The organism is Sphingopyxis sp., from assembly GCF_050725655.1.
In the GTDB taxonomy this organism is placed as follows: Bacteria; Pseudomonadota; Alphaproteobacteria; order Sphingomonadales; family Sphingomonadaceae; genus Sphingopyxis.
This window is the reverse complement of the sequence record NZ_JBOHHT010000004.1, coordinates 1-19,036: the sequence shown is the minus strand read 5'-3', so window position 1 is coordinate 19,036 and position 19,036 is coordinate 1. Positions and strand designations below refer to the sequence as shown.

The following is a 19,036-nucleotide window of genomic DNA, read 5'->3' as shown; positions in this document are numbered from 1 at the left end:
ATCAGGCTGCCAGCGTCTGCCCACCCTGCCAGGCGGCGCCGATCTTCTCGAAATAGGTAGCCATGCGCTCGGTCCCGATATCGGTCAGCCGGACGATCGTGCGGCGCCGGTCGCGCTCGTCGATCGAGCGGTGCAACAGCCCGAGCCGTTCGAGCGCCGCGATCATGCGCAGCCCCGACGACAGCGGAACGCCCGCCCCGGTCGCAAGATCGCTGGCACTGAGCACGCGGCCGTGTGCGCCCGCGAGCATCAGATCGAGCATCATGTCCCAGGTCGGACCCGACATTTCGGCGGTGCCGAAATGGCTGCGGCGGATGCGCCGGACCTGGATGCTGAACGACAGTTGGTCGAGCAACTCGCCGTTCGACGACGTATCGCTGCGCGCCGTGCCGATGGTGCGCAGCGACGCATCCGGCGATTCCTCGCCGCGACTCGCCAGCAGTTCATGGATCTGGTCGACCCGCGATTTCAGCTCGGCAATTTCTTGATTCGAAAATTGCTGCATGTGACGACGCCCCTGGGGAGCCACATATCAGGCCGTAACGTTTTCCCGCCGGCTGGATGACCCCGATGCATAGATGATCAGCAACAGGATCGGGTACGATATATAGACTGAGAGGAGCGAATAGGGTCGCGCCAATATCTCCGAGAACATGTACTTCTGGATATGGCCGAAAATGGCGATCAGCTGCCATCCGGTAATCCAGTAGGGCCAGAAACTCTGCGTGCGCATGGCAATGAACCAGAAGCTCAGCAGAACGAACATGTCTATGATGAAGATATTCAGTTCAATATCGGTCCAGGTCGGAAAAGGCGTCAGGGCACTGGTGAGGACCGAGGCGATCAATGCTGTATAAGCCGCCCAACGTTCCAGTGGCCCGCCGCGTCGGATCGCGACGGCCACCGTGATGAGCAAGACAACATAATACATCGCCACGGACCACATTGTGGCTGTCAACCTTTCTTGCGGTTCAACCGGCCTTCGCGAACGTCGGCGCGCCGGCGCCCGAACGATCGTTGCTGCCTTCGTCGACCAGCTTCGCGGCGGCGGGCTTGACACCCGCGCCGAACATCCGCGTTCCGAGGCCGACTTCCTTCTGCGTCACGGTCAGCGCCAGATGCGCATCGGTCAGAAGCTGGCGAACGTCGCCGGCGGCAGCGAGCGCATGCGCGACCTTCGCCATCGCTTCCTGGCCGACGATCGCCGACATGTTGGTTTCGCGGCGCGCGGTGGGCAGCGTCGCGGCGAGCTGGGCGATGCGGATCATCGCTTCGTCGATGGCGTCTTCGGCCAGGTGCAGGTCGGAAGCGATCTTCTTCGCCGCAGAAACTCGTTGATTCAGCATCATCTTTTTCCTTGAAAAAGAATGCTACCGGTTCCCCCCCGCAGCATTCGTTCGAACATCAGGTCAGAACACGACCAAGTCCGACAAGGATCGAATAGAGGGCGGAGAAGGCCAATATTGTCGCAAATGCGATCAAAATCGGCCAGATTATCCTTTCCATCAACCCATGCCGGTTGGCCGGCTGGGACGCGGTAGGAAATGGCGAACCTATATCGAAAAATCGCCGAAACGAACTGCGCCCCACATCCGCATCGGGGGGCGGAGATACCTCGCCAAGGTCGATCAATTGATATGTCAAAGGCTGATAAGGGGTAACATGATCGAAGACACCGTTAACAGCAAGGATGCGCGCAGCCTCTATCCTGTTAGAAACATTAAGTTTCTTTAATACGCGGCGCACGCGTTCGTCGACGGTGTGCGGAGAGACGTTCATCAGCCGCGCAATCTGCTTGGAATTTTTGTGCTCGTAAACGTGCCGCAGCGTTTCAATCTGCGCGGCAGACAGCAGGCTTATGTAATTGTCGGGGTCGCCTTGCACGGGGCTGGAATAGAGCATCACGAGTCGAAATCAAGGTCAGCTAACAGCTAATTTCGTGCGTGGCCCCTTATGGGGCATGGTTTGGGCGGGCGTATCGCACCAATCATTAACGCGCAATATCGGGCAGGCGGCTATCAACTCTCCTTGAGCGTGCGATAACGCAGGATCGATTTTTCGATATGTCGGCGCGCGGCGCGGCGTGCGGCAACCGGATCGCCCGCCTCGATCGCGACGACGATCGCCTCATGGTCGCGGTTGATCGTATGCGCATAGCGTTGATGCTGGACCGGATCGTCGCCCTGCAGATAGAGGCGCCGCGACGGGACGAGACGCACGCCGAGAAACTGGGTGAAGCGCAGGAAATAGGGGTTGCCCGTCGCGCTTGCGATCGCCGCATGAAAGGCGGCATCGGCGGCGACCGAGGCGTCGACGTCACTGCTTTCCTCCATCGCGTCGAGCGTGCGGCGTAGCGCGGCGAGATCCTTATCGGTACGGCGCCGCGCGGCCAGGTCGGCCATCTCGGCCTCGAACCCCACGCGCATTTCGAGCAGTTTGAGCACATCGTCGATCTCGCCGATTTCCTCGGCAGTGACCTGGAACGCGCGATATTGCGCGCCGTCGGGAACATAGGCGCCCGACCCGCGCCGTGACACCAGCAGACCACGCGCGGCGAGGCGCGAATAAGCTTCGCGCACGACGGTGCGGCTGACGCCGAACGTCTCTGTGATCTCTTTTTCGGTCGGGAAACGCGATCCGACGGGCATTCCGCCCGTTTCGATCTGTTCCTCGAAGCGCTGGACCAGATCGTCCGCCAGCGACGCCGCCTTGGTTACCGCCATGGATGCTGCGTTATCATCGCGCCGCTAAACTGGCTAGGGCCGGAAATCGGGTCGCTGCGCGTCGACATAGCTATTCCAGTCGCCCTGCGCCGCAAAGTCGCTGCCACGATCCCACGCCGCGCCGCCGTAGTAGACAAAGGGCTGCCCCGGCCGGACGCGCACCAGAATCAGATAATTGTCGGTATCCTCGGCAAAGCCCGCAAAGGCGGCCGGATCGACAATCACCGCCGCCGCCATGCGTCCCTTGCTGCCATCGCCTTCGCCATCGGCCGGCCCCCACCAGCTCAGCCGAGCGGCGGCATCATCCTTACGAACCTCGCCCAGCTTGTTCCCGTTTATCGGCCGTTTCGAAATGCCGATGCCGACAATCAATTCAGCATCGCTGCTCGACGCGATGGTCGAGGTCATCCGGGTGAAATTCGTGCCCGCAGGCAGTGTGAAGCGGCGCGTCTCGCGCACGGTGCGCAGCGTATCGACCGGCCAAGGCTCGTAATCGACGGTGAAGTCGGCGACATCGGGGCCGGATTGCAGGATGCGCGGCCGTACATAGTTGCGCGAGGTCCACAGCTTGTTGTCGTGCCAGATACCGAGCCCGCCGGTGCCGCGCCCCGTCCCGACATTGTAGAAGTCGATCCCGTCGCCATGGTCGGCATGCTGGTCGCCGGTGCGCAGTTGGCGGTCCATGAAGGGCCAGCGCACGCGCTTGCCCCACGCGTCGATCCCCGACGAGGAGGGCGGCTCGGCCGCCTCGAGCGCGCGGCCATAGATGCGTTGCGCGATCCGGTCGTTTTCCCAGAGCAGGTCGTCGAAGCGATAATCGGCGATCACCACCGCCGCGCGCGCTTTTTTCTCCTCCGCCGTGGCGGGCTGGAACGGTTTGTGCTCCTGCGCGCCTGCCGGCGCGGCGAGCAACGCAAGTGCGAGGAAGGTCAAACGCATCACCAACTCCAAATCGTCCCGTCCTCGAGCCGGTTTACCGGCAGATACGCGCGGGCATAGGGGAATGTTTCGGCAAGCGCCTCGTCGATATCGACGCCGAGGCCGGGCGCATCGCCCGGATGGAGCATGCCGTCGGCGAAACGATAGGCGTGCGGGAAGACCGCGTCGGTCTCGACGGTGTGGCGCATATATTCCTGGATCCCGAAATTGGGGATCGAAAGCCCAAGGTGCAGCGCCGCCGCCATCGTCACCGGCGACAGGTCGGTCGCGCCGTGGCAGCCGGTGCGGATTTGGTGGAGATCAGCGAGCGAAGCGATTTGCCGCATATGGGTGATGCCGCCAGCGTGGAGCACGGTCGCGCGGATATAGTCGATCAGCCGGTTCTCGATCAGCGCCTTGCAATCCCAGATCGATGAGAAGATTTCGCCGACCGCGAGCGGGGTTGTCGTATGCTGGCGGATCAGGCGGAACGCCTCCTGATCCTCGGCCGGGGTCGCGTCCTCGATCCAGAAGGGGCGCCAGGGCTCGAGATCCTTGCCAAGCCGCGCCGCCTCGATCGGGGTCAGCCGGTGATGGACGTCGTGAAGCAGGTGAACGTCCCAGCCCAGCGCTTCGCGCGCCGCCGTGAACAATTCGGGGACGATGCGCATATATTTCGCCGTCGACCAGACATTCTCGGTCGGCAGGTCATTGTCGGCGGGTTCGTAGAAATAGCGGTCCTTGCTGACGCCATAGGTCGACGCCATTCCGGGCACGCCGCATTGCAGGCGGATCGCCTTATACCCCTGCCGCTGGTAATCGAGCGCCGCTTCGATCGTGTCCTCGATCGTCGCGCCATTGGCATGGCCATAGACCATGCAACCCTCGCGCGCGGCGCCGCCGAGCAGCTGATAGACCGGCAGCCCTGCGATCTTGCCCTTGATATCCCACAGCGCCATGTCGACCGCGGCGATCGCCGCCATCGTCACCGGGCCGCGCCGCCAATACGCGCCCTTATAAAGATATTGCCAGATATCCTCGATGCGGTGCGCGTCGCGCCCGATCAAACAGGGGACGACATGCTCCGACAGATAGGCCGCGACGGCGAGCTCGCGGCCATTGAGCGTCGCATCGCCGACGCCGGTCGTCCCGTCGTCGCACTCGATCTTGAGCGTCGTGAAATTGCGGCCCGGTGCGGTCAATATCACCCGGGCTGACACGATCTTCGGCATTCCATCCCCTCATCGCCGTATGGGCTAGTTGTGTGACAACCTTATTGACACTCGATCCAAAAGGAAAGACATATGTCACCGGTGTCAAAGCGAAAAGCCGGAGCGGTTCATATAGGGAGCCGGCTCACAGGGGAGAGGGTGAAGTGATGCGAAGCGCCTGGCGCGCCTTGGCCGTGGCAAGCCTGTCCGCGGCTATGCTGTTTTCGGGCCCGGCATCTGTTGCCGCCGACACGGCGGGCACGGCGCATCCCGATATGTGGCCCGCATTGACCGCTCCCGTCGTCGCCCCGGCGATCGAGACGCGAATCGATGCGCTAATCGCGGCGATGTCGCTCGAACAGAAGGTCGGCCAGATCATCCAGGGCGATATCGGCAGCACGACCCCCGGCGATGTCGCGCAATATCACCTCGGCTCGATCCTCAACGGCGGCAGCTCGTCGCCCGGGGGCGACGAATTCGGCCCGGCCTCGGCTTGGGTCGCGGCGGCCGACGCCTATTATGACGCGTCGATGCGCGCGAACGGCGACCTGCCGCGCATCCCGGTGATATGGGGGTCGGACGCGGTCCACGGCCATAATAATATCGTCGGCGCGACGCTGTTTCCGCACAATATCGGCCTCGGCGCAGCGCGGAACCCCGCGCTGATGGAACGGATCGGACAGGTTACCGCGATCGAGATGCGCGTCACCGGGCTCGACTGGACCTTCGCGCCGACGATCGCGGTCGCGCACGACGACCGTTGGGGGCGGACCTATGAAAGCTTTGGCGAGGACCCGGCGATCGCGACGGGCTATGCCGCCGCGCTCGTCCACGGCATCCAGGGTCGCCGCGGCGACACGGACTGGCTCAAGGGCCCGCATATCATCGCCACCGCCAAACATTTTCTCGCCGACGGGGGGACGGCCGGCGGCCGCGACCGCGGCGAGGCCAAGATTTCCGAAGCCGAGCTGATCCGTGTTCATGCGCCCGCCTATGTCGCCGCGCTCCAGGCCGATGTGCAAAGCGTGATGGCGAGCTTTTCGGGATGGAATGACGTCAAGATGCACGGCAACGCCAGCCTGCTCACCGGCGTGCTCAAGCGGCGCTGGGGATTCGACGGGCTCGTCGTCGGCGACTGGGACGGGCATGCGAAGGTGCCGGGCTGCTCGCCCATCGACTGCCCGGCGTCGATCGCCGCGGGGCTCGACATGTATATGGGACCGGCGAGTTGGAAGGGTCTCTATGCCTCGACGCTCGCTGCGGCGCGGTCGGGCACGCTGCCGATGGCACGACTCAACGATGCGGTACGCCGCATCTTGCGCGTCAAGCTGCGCGCCGGCCTGTTCGAGGCGGGCAAGCCGTCGACGCGACCTTATGCCGGCCGCTATGAATTGCTCGGCGCGCCCGAGCATCGCGCGGTTGCGCGAGCCGCGGTGCGCGAATCGCTCGTCCTGTTCAAAAATGATGGCGTGCTGCCGCTCAGGGCCGGTGCGCACATTCTCGTCGCGGGCGACGGCGCCGACAATGTCGCGAAGCAATCGGGCGGCTGGACGCTGACCTGGCAAGGAACGGGCACCAGGCCCGAACATTTCCCCGGTGCCACCTCGATCTTCGCGGGCGTGCGCGACGCGGTGAAGGCCGGTGGCGGCACGGCAGAGCTTTCGGCCGAAGGGCGTTTCGCGGCCAAACCCGACGCGGCGATCGTTGTGTTCGGCGAAGACCCCTATGCCGAATTCCAGGGCGATCGCGCCGACCTTTATTTCGACGATACGCGCGGCAGTCTCGACATCATGAAGCGGCTGACCGCTGCTGGCATTCCGGTGGTCGCGGTCTTCCTTTCGGGCCGTCCGCTGTGGGTCAATCGCCACATCAACGCCGCTGACGCTTTCGTCGCCGCCTGGCTGCCGGGGTCCGAAGGCGGCGGGGTCGCTGACGTACTGTTCGGCAAGGTCGACTTCAAGGGCAAGCTGCCCTTCTCCTGGCCCGCCGACGCCAAGGGCGCGCCGCTCAATATTGGCGATGCCGAATACAAGCCGCTCTACCGCTTCGGTTTCGGCCTGACGCTGGCCGACCGCTCGCCCGCCCCACCGCTTTCCGAAGACCCGGGGATCGTAGTCGAACAGCCGCGTGCCGGCCCGATCTTCGCGCGCGGGCGCGCTGTGGGCACACGCCAGCTGCAGATCGACGGCGCGAACGACAGTCCGCAAGCGATCAGCGGCGCCGCCGACAATGGCGCGATCGCGGTGCGTCCCGTCGACCGCGACGCGCAGGAGGATGCACGCGAAATCAGCTGGTCGGGCAAGGCGCGCGGGACGTTGATCGTCGCCAACGCGCGCGCCGCCGACCTGTCGGGCGCGGGGCCGCTCGCGCTCGACCTTGAAGTCGATCAGGCGCCGGCCGCACCCGCGATGCTCGAACTGCGCTGCGGCTCCAGTTGCACCGCGCGGCTCGACATCGGCCCGCGCCTCGCCGTGATCGCGGGTCAGGGCTGGCAGACGCTCACGATCCCGCTCGCCTGCCTTGCCGGTGCGCAGCTCGACCATGTCACCGCGCCCTTCGCGCTGTCATCGAGCGCGCCGATGCGGCTCACCCTCACTTCGATCGCCCTCACGCCCGTAAGGGAAACGTCATGCCGCTGAGCCTCTTTGCCCTGATGATGACCGCCCCCGCCGCCGCGGTAGCGCCCGCCGAACCGACGATGCCGCAACCCGCGGCTATCCTCGCGCAGACGCGCCGCGTCGCCGACTGGCAGCTCGCGAACCGCACCAACTGGGCGACGATGCCCGCCGCGCGCAAGAGCGTGCAGGAAGTGCACGACTGGCAACAGGCGACCTTCTGGGTCGCGCTGACCGAGCTGGCGAGCCGCGACAAAAAATATGCGCAGCCCCTGCTCGACCTCGGCCGCGCCGAGAAATGGCAGCTCGGCGACCTCGCCTATCACGCCGACGACCAGCTGATCGGGCAGACGTGGTTGTGGGCGGCGCGCAATGGTGCGGGCAAGGGCGTGATCGTGCCGACGAAAGCCTATTTCGACAATGTCCTCGCTAATCGCCCGACGATCAGCCTCGAATTCATTCCCGTCGCGCCGGGCAAGGGCACGTCGAAATGCACCGACCGCTGGTGCTGGTGCGACGCTTTGTTCATGGCGCCGCCAACCTTGCTGCGGCTGTCGAAGGCGACCGGCGACAAGCGCTATGCCGATTTCGCGCACGAGGAATTCAAGGCGACGACCGACTATCTCTTCGACCCATCGGAAAATCTCTATTTCCGCGACAGCCGCTTTTTCGACATGCGCGACGCCAAGGGGCGCAAGCTGTTCTGGAGCCGCGGCAACGGCTGGGTGATGGGCGGCCTCGTGCGGATGCTGCAGGTGATGGACAAGAAGGATCCGAAGCGGCCCATCTACGAGAAATTGTTCAAGGATATGTCGGCGAAGCTCGTCACGCTGCAAAAGGCCGACGGCTATTGGCCCGCCTCGCTGCTCGACCAGGATTCGGGCACCCCACCCGAATCGAGCGGCACCGCCTTCTTCACCTATGCCTTTGCGTGGGGCGTCGACAACGGCCTGCTCGACCGCAAGGTCTACGAACCGGCAGCCGTCCGCGGCTGGGCAGCGTTGCAAGGTGCGGTGCAGCCCGACGGCATGCTTGGCTGGGTGCAGCAGGTCGGCGACCGGCCCGACAGCGTCGCGGCAGAGGAGACGCAATTCTATGGCTCGGGCGCGTTCCTGCTCGCCGGCACGGCCATGTACGACCTGTCGTTGAAGCGCCGGAAGCCCTGAAATTCGAGGGCAAAGCCGGTTTTTCCGACCAATGCGCAGGGCGATTGACTTCGCAGTATGAGTTGTATTACATTTTGCACTGACACCGGTATCAATTTTTTTGTCGAAAAATGACACCGGTAGCAAATATGGATCGTCGGCATCGAGACCGGCGAAACAGGGAGAGGGAATAATGAAACTACGTCCGGTCATGATGACCCGCGCGGCGCTGCTCGCGTCGGCGACACTCGTTGCTGCCACCCCCGCGTGGGCACAGGAAGCCCCCGCCGAAATCGAGAGCGAACAGGCGGCGGTGGTCGATGGCGGTGACGAAATCCTCGTCACCGGCACCCGCGCGACGCAGCGCAGCTCGATCGAATTCAAGCGCGCCGCCGACGTCGTCGTCGACGGCCTCGTCAGCGACGAAATCGGCGCGACCCCCGACAATTCGGTCGGCGACACGCTCGAACGCATCGTCGGCGTCTCGGCCGACCGCTTCAAGGGCAACGCCAATGAGCTGTCGGTGCGCGGCCTTGGTCCGACCTTGAGCTTCTCGACCTTCAACGGGCGCGAGGTGTCGACCGCCGGCCTCGACCGTTCGGTCGCCTTCCAGCAATTCCCGTCCGAACTCGTCAACGGTGTGCTCGTCTATAAAACCCAGCGCGCCGACTTCCTCGAGGGCGGCGTCGGCGGGGTGATCGAACTCAAGTCGATGAAACCGCTCGATTATGGCAAGCGCCGCATCCAGTTCGAAGTGCGCGGCGATTTCCAGCCGCAGGACAATGACGTCTATCAGCACGACGGGCTCGGCTATCGTGCGAACTTCTCCTACACCGACCAGTTCGAAACCGGGCTCGGCGATATCGGCGTGTCGATCGGTTACCAGCGGCAAGACACGACCGCGCCCGAGGATTATTACAACGCCAACGCGACGTTCCAGCTCTGCAACACCTCGGCGAACAATCCCTTTCAGCTGACCGGTAGCGCCGCGGCGCAGATTGCGGCGGGCGCCAGCCAGAACTGTACCTTCGCGACCGGCCCGCGCTCGGTTGCGCCGAGCGCGGGCGCGCCTCCCGTGGTAGTCGGCGAAACGCGTGGCCCTGCCTATTTCGCCAATACGTCGCGCAGCTTCCGCACCCAGACGACGTCCGAGGTTCGCGACGGGCTGATCGGCGCGATCCAGTGGCGCCCGTCGCCCGATTTCGAAATCGCGCTCGACGGCCAATATTCGAAGCGCAACAGCCTCGAGGACCGCAACGTCCTTGGCATCACCGAAGGGTTGCGCGGCGTCCAGCCGCTGATCATCGGCAACGGCAGCAACGGCTTTTCGTCTGGCGCGCTGATGAGCTATCGCGGCAATTCGAACCTCGAAAACCAGCTCGAAACGCGGCGGCGCGTCGAAGAATATCTCGGCGGCGGCTTGAGTCTGATCTGGTCGCCCGACCGCTGGAACGTCGCCTTCGATGCCTCCTATTCGAACAGCCACCGGACCGAGACGCAGAAGCAGACGCGCATGCGCTCGTCGCGCCGCGTCGGCTATACGCTGACCTATGAGGGCGACGACGTCGTGCCGGTGGTTGCGTTCGACAATTTCGACATCACCGACCCCAATCTGTTCCTCGCGAACGCGGCCAACTCGGTCTATGCCCGGCGTCGCTTCGTCACCGACCGCACCGACCGGATCTGGGCCGCGCGGCTCGACATCGAACGCGAGCTCGACGGCATCATCACCAGCGTGAAATTCGGTGGCCGGGTCTCCGACCACAATCGCACCAACGACAATGCGCGCAACAACGACCTCAATACCCTGGCCACCATCAACGGCCAGACGCCGGCGCAGCTGATTACGCAAGCGAACCAGCAGTGCCGCGTCCCCTTCACCACCTCCTCCTATATGAAGGGCATGGGGACAAATGTCACACGTTGGGCGACGTTCGACAACGACTGCCTGTTCCGGACTTTCACGGGCAGCGACGATGCACTGCCCTATCCCGAGGACGGCCGCGACCCCAGCGACATCGACGTCACCGAACGCATCTACGCCGCCTATGCGATGGCGAATTTCGAATCCGAAGCGGGCAACGTGCCGTTCAGCGGCAATGTCGGGCTGCGCTGGATCAAGACCGACATTATGTCGATCGGTTTCCGCCAGCCCTATCGCATCACCGTCGATTCGATCGGCGACACCTATTCGATCGGCGTCGACCCGACCCGCCCGCTCGAAACGAACCGCGTGAAAGGCAGCTATAATTATTTCCTGCCATCGGCGAACATCGCCTTCGACCTGTCGCAAGAGGTCAAGCTGCGTCTCGCCGCCTATCGCGCCATCGCGCGCTCGGGGATCGAAAGCTTTGGCGCGGGGGTGAGCCTCAACCCGACGACCGCGGCCACGGGGGTCGACAACATCATCTTCAACGCGACGACGGGCAACCCGAACCTCAAGCCGCTGCGCGCGTGGAACCTCGACGCCAGCCTCGAGCTTTACGCCTCGCAGGACACGCTGATCTCGGTCGCGGGCTATTATAAATGGGCGAAAGGCACCGTGATCAGCGCCGAGGAGCCGATTCCCACCGACGTTACCATCACGACGATCCGCGATGGCGGCGTACCGGTGACCGAAACCGTCACCATCGCTCCGGTGGCCCCGACGAACGACGCTGAAACGCGTCATCTCTATGGGATCGAGGCGACCGCGAGCCATGCTTTCACCTGGCTTCCCGACCCGCTCGACGGTTTCGGCATCCAGGGCTCGGTCAACCGCGCCTTCGCCAATTTCGAATATCCCGACACCTCGCCGATCGCCGACTATGTCGATCCCGCGAACCTGATCGGGTTGTCGAAATGGACCGCGAGCGGATCGGTGTGGTTCGAGAAATGGGGCCTCTCGCTCCGCGCGAACCTCCGCTACCGCTCGGGCTATTACAAGCCGAACGGCGGCACCAACCGCGAGATCCGCGGCGGCACCTATCTCAACCTGTCGGCGCAGTACGACCTCACCAAGAACGTCCAGCTCAAGCTCCAGGCGCTCAACGTCACGAACACACAGGATATCATGTACAAGGGCGGATACGACAGCATCGCCGAGGTGTCGCGCAGCGGCCCGCAATATTTCTTCGGTTTCCGGGTCCGCCTGTGAAGCCAGCGACTTTAGCCCGACTCCCTTGGGCTATACTGGCCGCCGCCGCGTTACTTCCGTCCGCGGCGGCGGCTTTTTCCCCGGCGCCCGCCTGCGGCGCGAGCGAGGGTTATTCGGCATCGTTCGACGGTCGCCGTACCTTCACCCTGCGCCCCGACGATCTCGAAGCGATCAAGGCGGCGCTGCCCACCGATCCGGCGATCGGCGACGCCTACCGCGAGCTGATCGCGCGCGCCGACAAGGTGCTCGCGGCTAAGCCCGCGTCGGTGATGGACAAGCGCAGCATCCCCGTGTCGGGCGACCGCCACGATTATGTCAGCCTCGCGCGCTATTGGTGGCCGAACCCCGCCAATCCGAAGGGCGCCTATGTGCGGCGCGACGGCGACACCAATCCCGATATCGAAAGCAACCGCTTCGACCGCTTGGCCTTAAGCCGCATGGCGCGCGAGGCCGACACGCTCGCGCTCGCTTATTATTACAGCGACGATCGCAAATATGCCGAAGGCGCCGCGCGTGTCATCCGCACCTGGTTCCTCGACCCGGCGACGGCAATGAATCCGAACATGAACTTTGCGCAGGCGGTGCCGGGCGTGTCGAACGGCCGCCCCGAAGGCGTGCTCGACGGCGCAAACTTCATTGCGGTGATCGACGCCGTGGGCCTGGTCGCGCCGTCGGGCGCATTGACGCCGCCCGAGACGACCGCACTCGAAGGCTGGTTTTCGCGCTACCTCAACTGGATGCTGAAGAGCCCGAACGGCAAGGCCGAGGGCAAGGCGTCGAACAACCACGGTCTGTGGTACGACGCGCAGGTCGCGCGCTTCGCGCTGTTTGCGCGCAAGGCCGAGATCGCGCGAAAGATCGTCGCGGCCTTCCCCAAAGCGCGGATCGCGCAGCAGATCGACGCATCGGGTGCGCTCCCCGCGGAACTCGGCCGCACGCGCAGCTTCCATTATTCGCTCTATGCGCTGGCCGCCGCCTGCACCGTCGCCGACAGCGCGGCGTGCCTTGGCGTCGACCTCTATCGCGCCGAGGAAGAGGGCCGCTCGCTCCGCAAGGCGACAGATTATGTCGCCGCCTATCGCGGCCGCGCCGCCGATTGGCGGTATAAGGAGCAGGGCTGGCCCGCCGACACGCTGGGCGAACTGCTCGTGCGCGCCGACAGCGCCTGGGGACCCGGCGCTTATCCGCACAACGCAAGCGGCGACCTGTTGCTGCGCTATCGTATCCCCTAAGGATCGGACGATGATCGCGCGCCGCTCCCTGCTGATCGCCGCCTTGCTGGCCGCCCCGGCCGCATGGGCGAAGCCGCCGAAGGCACTCGACATCCGCGCGATCGAGCGCCGCCGGCTTCTTCCACAGGCCAAAATGCTGCTCGCCGCGCCGCCGCGCACCCTCGCCGCGATCCCCGCGCCGCGCAGTCCGGCGGGCCGCCACGACTATTATTCAGAAGGCGATTATTGGTGGCCCGACCCGGCGAACCCCGGGGGTTCCTATGTGCGCCGCGACGGCCGCTCGAACCCCGACAAATTCGACGGCCACCGCGATGCGCTGATCGCCTTTGGCCGCACCGTCCCCGCGCTTGGAACGCTGTGGGACCTCACCGGCGAGGCGCGCTTTGCGGGCGCCGCTATGCGCCACCTTGCCGCCTGGTTTGTCGATCCGAAGACGCGGATGAACCCCAATCTCAGCCACGCGCAGGCGATCATCGGCCTGAACAGCGGCCGCGCGATCGGCGTGATCGACACGCTGCAGATCGTCGAGGTCGCACGCGTCGCCGCATTGTTCGCGCGGCACGATGCGCCGGGCTATGCCGTGATCCGCGCGGGGGTCGATGGCTGGTTCGCCGACTATCTGACCTGGCTGACCACCTCACCCTTCGGCACCACCGAACGCGACGAGAAGAACAACCATGGCACCTGCTGGCTGCTGCAAGCGGCGTCCTTTGCAGCGCTGCTCGGCCGCGACGACGTCCTTGTCGATGCCCGCACCCGGCTCCAAACCGTGATCATCCCGACGCAGATCGAACCCGATGGCCGCCAGCCGCTCGAACTCGCGCGCACCAAACCCTATGCCTATTCGCTCTTCAACCTCGACGTGCTTGCCGCCTCGGCGTGGCTGCTTGGGGGCGGCGAACTGATCGACTGGAAGACGCCCGACGGCCGTTCGATCGGCGGCGCGATCGCGTGGATGGCGCCCTATATCGCCGACAAAGCGAAATGGCCGCTGCCCCCCGACATCGAATATTGGGACGGCTTTCCGGTGCGCCAGCCGAGCCTGCTTTTCGGCGGCATGGCGCAGAAACGCAGCGACTGGCTGGACCTCTGGCAGCGCCTCAATCCCGACCCCGCGATCGGCGAAGTCGTACGCAACTTCCCCGTGCGCCAGCCCTTGCTCTGGCTCTAGTTGCGGCCCCCGACCAGCCCGCGCGCGATCACCTGCGCCTGAATTTCGGCCGCCCCTTCGAAGATATTGAGGATGCGCGCGTCGCACAAAACCCGGCTGATCTCATATTCGAGCGCATAGCCGTTGCCGCCGTGGATCTGCAGGCTCGCGTCGGCGTTCGACCAGGCCGCGCGCGCGGCGAGCAGTTTCGCCATGCCGGCCTCGATATCGCAGCGCTTGCCGCTGTCTTTCGCGCGCGCCGCCGCATAGCTCAGCTCGCGCGCGGTAACGAAATCCACGAGGCTCATCGCCAGCTTGTCGGCGACGCGCGGGAAGTGGACGATCGCCTTGCCGAACTGCTTACGGTTCAGCGCGTAGTCAAGCCCGAGTTCGAGCGCGCGCCGCGCCACCCCGACCGCTCGCGCCGCGGTCTGGATGCGCGCGCCTTCGAAAGTGCGCATGAGCTGCTTGAACCCCTGCCCTTCTTCGTCGCCGAGCAGCGCACCGGCTGGCGCCGACATCGCGTCGAACTGCAGTGCATATTCGCGCATTCCGCGATAGCCGAGCACCTTGATCTCGCTCCCGCTCATGCCTGGGGCGGGGAAGGGATCGGTCTCGGTCCCCCGCGGCTTAGGCACGAGCAGCATCGATAGCCCCGCATAGTCCTTCGCGTCGGGAAGCGTGCGCGCGAGCAACGTCATCAGGTCCGACCGCGCAGCGTGGGTGATCCAATTTTTGGCGCCGTCGATCACCCACTCGCCGTTGGCATTCTGACGCGCACGCGTCTGGAGCGATCCCAAATCCGATCCGACATCGGGTTCGGTGAACACCGCGGTCGGCAGTATCTCGCCGCTCGCAATCCGTGGCAGCCACTCGGCCTTTTGCGCGTCGGTGCCGCCCATCGCAATCAGCTCGCCCGCAATCTCCGACCGTGTACCGAGCGATCCCGCACCGATCCAGCCGCGCGACAATTCCTCGGTGACGATACACATCACCAGCTTTGAAAGGCCAAGCCCGCCGAACGCCTCGGGGATGCACACGCCGAACGTGCCGAGTCCGGCCATCGCCTGCACCGTGGCATCGGCGATCAGGTCGTTCGCGAGGTGCCATCCGTGCGCGTGCGGGACGATCTCGGCATCGGTAAAGCGGCGATACTGGTCGCGGATCGAATCGAGATCGGCATCGTGCAACGTCTCGCTTGGCCAATGGCCATCGGCGAGCGCAGACGCGACGTCGGCGCGCGTCGCGGCATGATCGGCATCGAGCAGATCGGCGCAGGCATCGGAGAGCGCCCGCGCCGCCGCGCCAAGCCCAAGGTCGGCCGGGCGGAAAATCTCGTTCTGTCCCATCGGCAACCCGCCGACGAGCTGGCCGATCCCCTCGGCGAACGCGAGTGTGGCGATCCTCGCATCGAGGGGGTTCGAGTACTGGCCGGACTCGCACCATATGAGCGCCGCCTCCAGCGCCGCTACCGTAGTGGCGACCCACGCAAAGCCGTGCGCCGCACGCTGCTCGCGGTCGATCGGCGCATGCGCCAGCCGTTCGGCAAGCGCCGCCTCAGCCGCGGCGCGATATGCCTGGGCCGCCGCCAGCACCTCCCGCAAATCGGCCATGTTCAAGCGGCGCGCTCGAAGATCGCGGCGATGCCCTGCCCGCCGCCGATGCACATTGTCTCGAGCCCGTAACGGCCGTCGCGGCGCACCAGTTCGCGCGTGAGGTTCGCGAGGATGCGGCCACCGGTCGCGCCGATCGGATGGCCGAGCGAGATGCCCGACCCGTTGACGTTCAGAATCTCGCCCCGGCTGTCGTCGTCCGACCAGCCCCAGCCCTTGAGCACCGCGAGCACCTGCGGCGCGAAGGCTTCGTTGAGTTCGACGAGGTCGATGTCGCCCCAGCCGAGTCCGTTCCGCGCAAACAGCCGCTCGACCGCGGGCACCGGCCCGATGCCCATCCGGCTGGGGTCGCAGCCCGCCGCCGCCGAGCTGTGATACCAGGCGATCGGTTCGAGCCCGAGTTCGTCGAGCTTGTCCTCGGCGACGACAAGGCATGCCGCCGCGGCGTCATTCTGCTGGCTCGCATTGCCCGCGGTGACGACCCCGCCTTCGAGCGGGCGCAGCTTGTCGAGCGTGTCCAGCGTCGCGTCGGCGCGGTAACCCTCGTCGTGCGCGAAGATCACCGGGTCGCCCTTTTTCTGCTTCACCGACACCGGCACCAGCTCGTCATCGAACAGCCCGTTCGCCCATGCCGCCGCCGCGCGCTGGTGGCTGCGCACCGCATAGGCGTCGCACGCCTCGCGGCTGATGTCATAGTCCTTCGCCAGGTTTTCAGCGGTCTCGATCATCCCCGAAATGACGCCGAAGCGCTCGACCGGCTGCGACATCACCCGCCCGCGCGTCAGCCGATCGTGCAGCGTGAGGTTGCCGGCGCGAACCCCTTTACGGATGTCGGTGCTGTAATGCTCGACGTTCGACATCGATTCGACCCCGCCCGCGACGACGACGTCGGACATGCCCGTCTGGACCATCATCGCGGCGTTGATCACCGCCTGCAGCCCCGACCCGCAGCGACGGTCGAGCTGGTAGCCCGGCACTTCGAGCGGCAGCCCCGCGGCGAGCCATGACCAGCGGCCGATGCTCGGTGCCTCGCCGTTGCCATAGCCTTGCGAAAACACGACATCGTCGACGCGCGACGGATCGATCTTTGTGCGCTCGACCAGTGCCTTCAGGATCACCGCACCCAATTCGCCCGCGGTCAGCGAGGACAGGCTGCCGCCGAATTTGCCGACGGCGGTGCGGATCGGGGCGACAATGGCGGCGCGGCGCAGGGTCATCTCTTCATTTCTCCATGGTCAGGCGATACCGACGATACCGGCATCGATCAGGCGCGCAATCTCGCCGTTCGAAAGCGACAGGCGCTCGCTCAATATTTCTTCGCTATGCTGCCCGTTGCGTGGCGCCGGGCGCGGCGGCTGGCGTTCCTGCTGCGGCAATGTCGCAAAGGCGCCCGCGGCGGGATAGACGAAACCGCTAGGATTGTCGGCTTGCCCGAAGATCGGATTGTCGCCGACCAGCGCCGGGTCCTGCACCGCGTCGTGCATCGTACGGTAGGGCGAATGGACGATGCCGCCCGCGTCGAACGCGGCGGCGAGGTCGGCGTGATCGCGGTTCGCAATGGCCGCCTCGAACAGCGGATAGAGCGCATCGCGATGCGTGAAACGCAGCCCGTCATCGGTAGCGAAGGACACACCGCGCGCCGCCTCGATCGCCGCGATCGCATCGTCGAGCCCCAGCGCAGCGATCAGATTGGCCCATTGGCGCGGGGTGACGACAACAATCATCGTCCGCTGGCCGTCGGCGGTGACGAAGTCGCGCCCGAACAGGCCGTAGACGGCGTTGCCGAGGCGCGGGCGGTTCGCACCGTTATAAAGCATTTCGGCGACCCCGCCGAGATTGGCGACGGTGCCGATTGCTACATCGGACAGCGGCAGACGCACCTCGCCGCCCTCGCCGGTCACGGTGCGGCGCTGGATCGCCGCGAGCAGCGCAAAGGCGGCATAGGCACCCGTGAGCAGATCCCACGCCGGCAGCACATGATTGACCGGCTCGGGTCCGGCGCCCGTCAGCATCGGATAACCGACGCTGTTGTTCACCGTATAGTCGAGCGCGGGCGATCCGTCGGCCCAGCCCATCACGCGTATGGTGATCAGATCGGGCCGCCCTTCGGCCAGCACTTCATGCGACAAAAAGCCGCCCACCGGAAAGTTGGTGACGAACTGCCCCGTCGCGCGCACCAGCGCCTGCAGAAGTTCGCGCCCCTCGGGCCGCGCAAGGTCGAGCGCGACCGACTTTTTGGCGCGGTTCAGATTTTCCCAATAGAGCGAATCATTGGCGTCGGTCACCGGCCAGCGACGGAAGTCGGGGCCGCCCCCGATCTGGTCGACGCGGACCACCTCGGCGCCCATTTGCGCGCAGTAAAGCCCGGCGGTCGGAGAGGCGACAAAGGACGAAGCTTCGATCACCGACAGGCCGGCCAGCAGGTCGTACATCCGGCGCCCATCTCCCACGAAATCCCCGGCCTGAACCGCCGGTTGAAGCGATCTGGCGCACCCGAGAGGATTCGAACCCCTGGCCTCTGCCTTCGGAGCGGGTACTAACAGGCTACGCAATTCAACGCTAGAGCCTGTATTTCTACCATAAGCTACTAATATTGCACCGGAAAGGTGAAAATCCATCCTGCCGGTGCTAACCTGGGCCCTACCAAGAACATGCCCCCTGTTGCTTACGCACTGCTTTCGCGGAAGCACGATGGTTTGGAGAGGCTGAAGCTCATGGGCCGGATCACAAAGCGCCTTGTAGAGGCGGCTATCGCGGAGGCGAAGGACTATTTCATCTGGGACGAGGAATTGCCCGGTTTTGGCATCCGGATATTCGCCTCCGGCAAACGAAGCTACATCATTCAGTATCGCATCCAAGGACGGTCGCGGCGCATGACGATCGGCTCGCATGGTATATGGACGCCCGAAATGGCGCGCCGCGAGGCGCGCATTCAACTCGGACGCGTTGCTCAAGGTGACGATCCGGCCGAAGAGCGACAGATCAACAGGCAAGCTGATAACGGTCAAAGAGCTTTGCGCCTTGCATGCGTTACGCAAGACTTCCGATCGAGGTCGAATCCCCCGAGGAATTCGGGTACGGAAATATCCGCAACAATCTGGCCGAAAGTTCGATTTCGGACCGCAAGCTGTCCGATCTCGGGCTGACCGTGCCCGACCTGACGCTACTCTATACCGAGCATCGCGGCAGCACATCGCTGCGGGCGCTGATCGCGCGCGATGGCGCGGGCCTGACTGCCGACGATGTGCTCGTCACCACGGGTGCGGCGGGCGCGCTGTTCATCATCGCGACCG

General features: G+C 64.9%; 16 protein-coding genes and 1 pseudogene. 7 read left to right on the top strand and 10 right to left on the bottom strand.

Annotated elements, in window-relative coordinates:
• Nucleotide 1 precedes the first annotated feature (1 nt).
• From ACREBX_RS00430 to manD, 7 genes are all read right to left on the bottom strand, one after another.
• Nucleotides 2-505: a MarR family winged helix-turn-helix transcriptional regulator gene (locus tag ACREBX_RS00430; RefSeq protein ID WP_431559778.1), complete on the bottom strand. Its 504-nt coding sequence runs from the start codon at nucleotides 503-505 to the stop codon at nucleotides 2-4.
• 27 nt (nucleotides 506-532) lie between these two features.
• The gene (locus ACREBX_RS00425) at nucleotides 533-931 is read right to left on the bottom strand and encodes a hypothetical protein (RefSeq protein ID WP_431559828.1); all 399 of its coding nucleotides are present in this window, start codon (nucleotides 929-931) and stop codon (nucleotides 533-535) included.
• 40 nt (nucleotides 932-971) lie between these two features.
• Nucleotides 972-1,349, bottom strand: coding sequence for a hypothetical protein (locus tag ACREBX_RS00420; protein WP_431559777.1), 378 nt, complete (start codon nucleotides 1,347-1,349; stop codon nucleotides 972-974).
• A 55-nt stretch (nucleotides 1,350-1,404) separates the two neighbouring features.
• The gene (locus ACREBX_RS00415; protein ID WP_431559827.1) at nucleotides 1,405-1,902 is read right to left on the bottom strand and encodes a response regulator transcription factor; all 498 of its coding nucleotides are present in this window, start codon (nucleotides 1,900-1,902) and stop codon (nucleotides 1,405-1,407) included.
• A gap of 116 nt (nucleotides 1,903-2,018) precedes the next feature.
• Nucleotides 2,019-2,723, bottom strand: coding sequence for a FadR/GntR family transcriptional regulator (locus ACREBX_RS00410; RefSeq protein ID WP_431559776.1), 705 nt, complete (start codon nucleotides 2,721-2,723; stop codon nucleotides 2,019-2,021).
• A gap of 33 nt (nucleotides 2,724-2,756) precedes the next feature.
• Nucleotides 2,757-3,662, bottom strand: a complete 906-nt coding sequence (locus ACREBX_RS00405; RefSeq protein WP_431559775.1) for a DUF4861 family protein — start codon at nucleotides 3,660-3,662, stop codon at nucleotides 2,757-2,759.
• Nucleotides 3,662-4,873 (bottom strand): D-mannonate dehydratase ManD, encoded by a 1,212-nt coding sequence (manD, locus tag ACREBX_RS00400; protein ID WP_431559774.1) that lies wholly within the window; start codon nucleotides 4,871-4,873, stop codon nucleotides 3,662-3,664. Before manD ends, ACREBX_RS00405 begins: the two co-directional genes overlap by 1 nt.
• A gap of 173 nt (nucleotides 4,874-5,046) precedes the next feature.
• On the opposite strand from manD, the gene ACREBX_RS00395 reads away from it, so the two are divergent.
• The 5 genes from ACREBX_RS00395 (at nucleotide 5,047) to ACREBX_RS00375 (ending at nucleotide 14,151) form a co-directional block, all read left to right on the top strand.
• Entirely contained in the window at nucleotides 5,047-7,491 is a 2,445-nt protein-coding gene (locus tag ACREBX_RS00395) for a glycoside hydrolase family 3 protein (protein WP_431559773.1), read from the top strand.
• Complete coding sequence (locus ACREBX_RS00390; RefSeq protein ID WP_431559772.1) at nucleotides 7,482-8,633, top strand: glycoside hydrolase family 88/105 protein; 1,152 nt, start codon at nucleotides 7,482-7,484, stop codon at nucleotides 8,631-8,633. The genes ACREBX_RS00395 and ACREBX_RS00390 overlap by 10 nt, the downstream gene beginning before the upstream one ends.
• 172 nt (nucleotides 8,634-8,805) lie before the next feature.
• Complete coding sequence (locus ACREBX_RS00385) at nucleotides 8,806-11,748, top strand: TonB-dependent receptor (protein ID WP_431559771.1); 2,943 nt, start codon at nucleotides 8,806-8,808, stop codon at nucleotides 11,746-11,748.
• Nucleotides 11,745-12,980, top strand: a complete 1,236-nt coding sequence (locus tag ACREBX_RS00380) for an alginate lyase family protein (RefSeq protein WP_431559770.1) — start codon at nucleotides 11,745-11,747, stop codon at nucleotides 12,978-12,980. Before ACREBX_RS00385 ends, ACREBX_RS00380 begins: the two co-directional genes overlap by 4 nt.
• Nucleotides 12,981-12,990: 10 nt before the next feature.
• Nucleotides 12,991-14,151, top strand: coding sequence for an alginate lyase family protein (locus ACREBX_RS00375; protein ID WP_431559769.1), 1,161 nt, complete (start codon nucleotides 12,991-12,993; stop codon nucleotides 14,149-14,151).
• Here ACREBX_RS00375 and ACREBX_RS00370 read toward each other — a convergent pair.
• Genes ACREBX_RS00370 through ACREBX_RS00360 form a run of 3 tightly spaced genes read right to left on the bottom strand, consistent with a single transcriptional unit; the run spans nucleotide 14,148 to nucleotide 18,175 of the window.
• Nucleotides 14,148-15,743 carry an acyl-CoA dehydrogenase family protein gene (locus ACREBX_RS00370; RefSeq protein ID WP_431559768.1) on the bottom strand — a complete coding sequence of 532 codons (1,596 nt, stop codon included), beginning with the start codon at nucleotides 15,741-15,743 and terminating at the stop codon, nucleotides 14,148-14,150. The genes ACREBX_RS00375 and ACREBX_RS00370 overlap by 4 nt on opposite strands.
• A gap of 2 nt (nucleotides 15,744-15,745) precedes the next feature.
• On the bottom strand, nucleotides 15,746-16,960 hold the full coding sequence (locus ACREBX_RS00365; protein ID WP_431559767.1) for an acetyl-CoA C-acetyltransferase: 1,215 nt from the start codon (nucleotides 16,958-16,960) through the stop codon (nucleotides 15,746-15,748).
• Between the two features lie 18 nt (nucleotides 16,961-16,978).
• Nucleotides 16,979-18,175, bottom strand: coding sequence for a CoA transferase (locus ACREBX_RS00360; protein ID WP_431559766.1), 1,197 nt, complete (start codon nucleotides 18,173-18,175; stop codon nucleotides 16,979-16,981).
• A 219-nt stretch (nucleotides 18,176-18,394) separates the two neighbouring features.
• On the opposite strand from ACREBX_RS00360, the pseudogene ACREBX_RS00355 reads away from it, so the two are divergent.
• Nucleotides 18,395-18,664 (top strand): annotated as a pseudogene (locus ACREBX_RS00355) (Arm DNA-binding domain-containing protein); the annotation flags it as partial.
• Nucleotides 18,665-18,768: 104 nt separating this feature from the next.
• Nucleotides 18,769-19,036: hypothetical protein (locus ACREBX_RS00350; RefSeq protein ID WP_431559830.1), on the top strand; the 268-nt coding region annotated here is incomplete at its 3' end.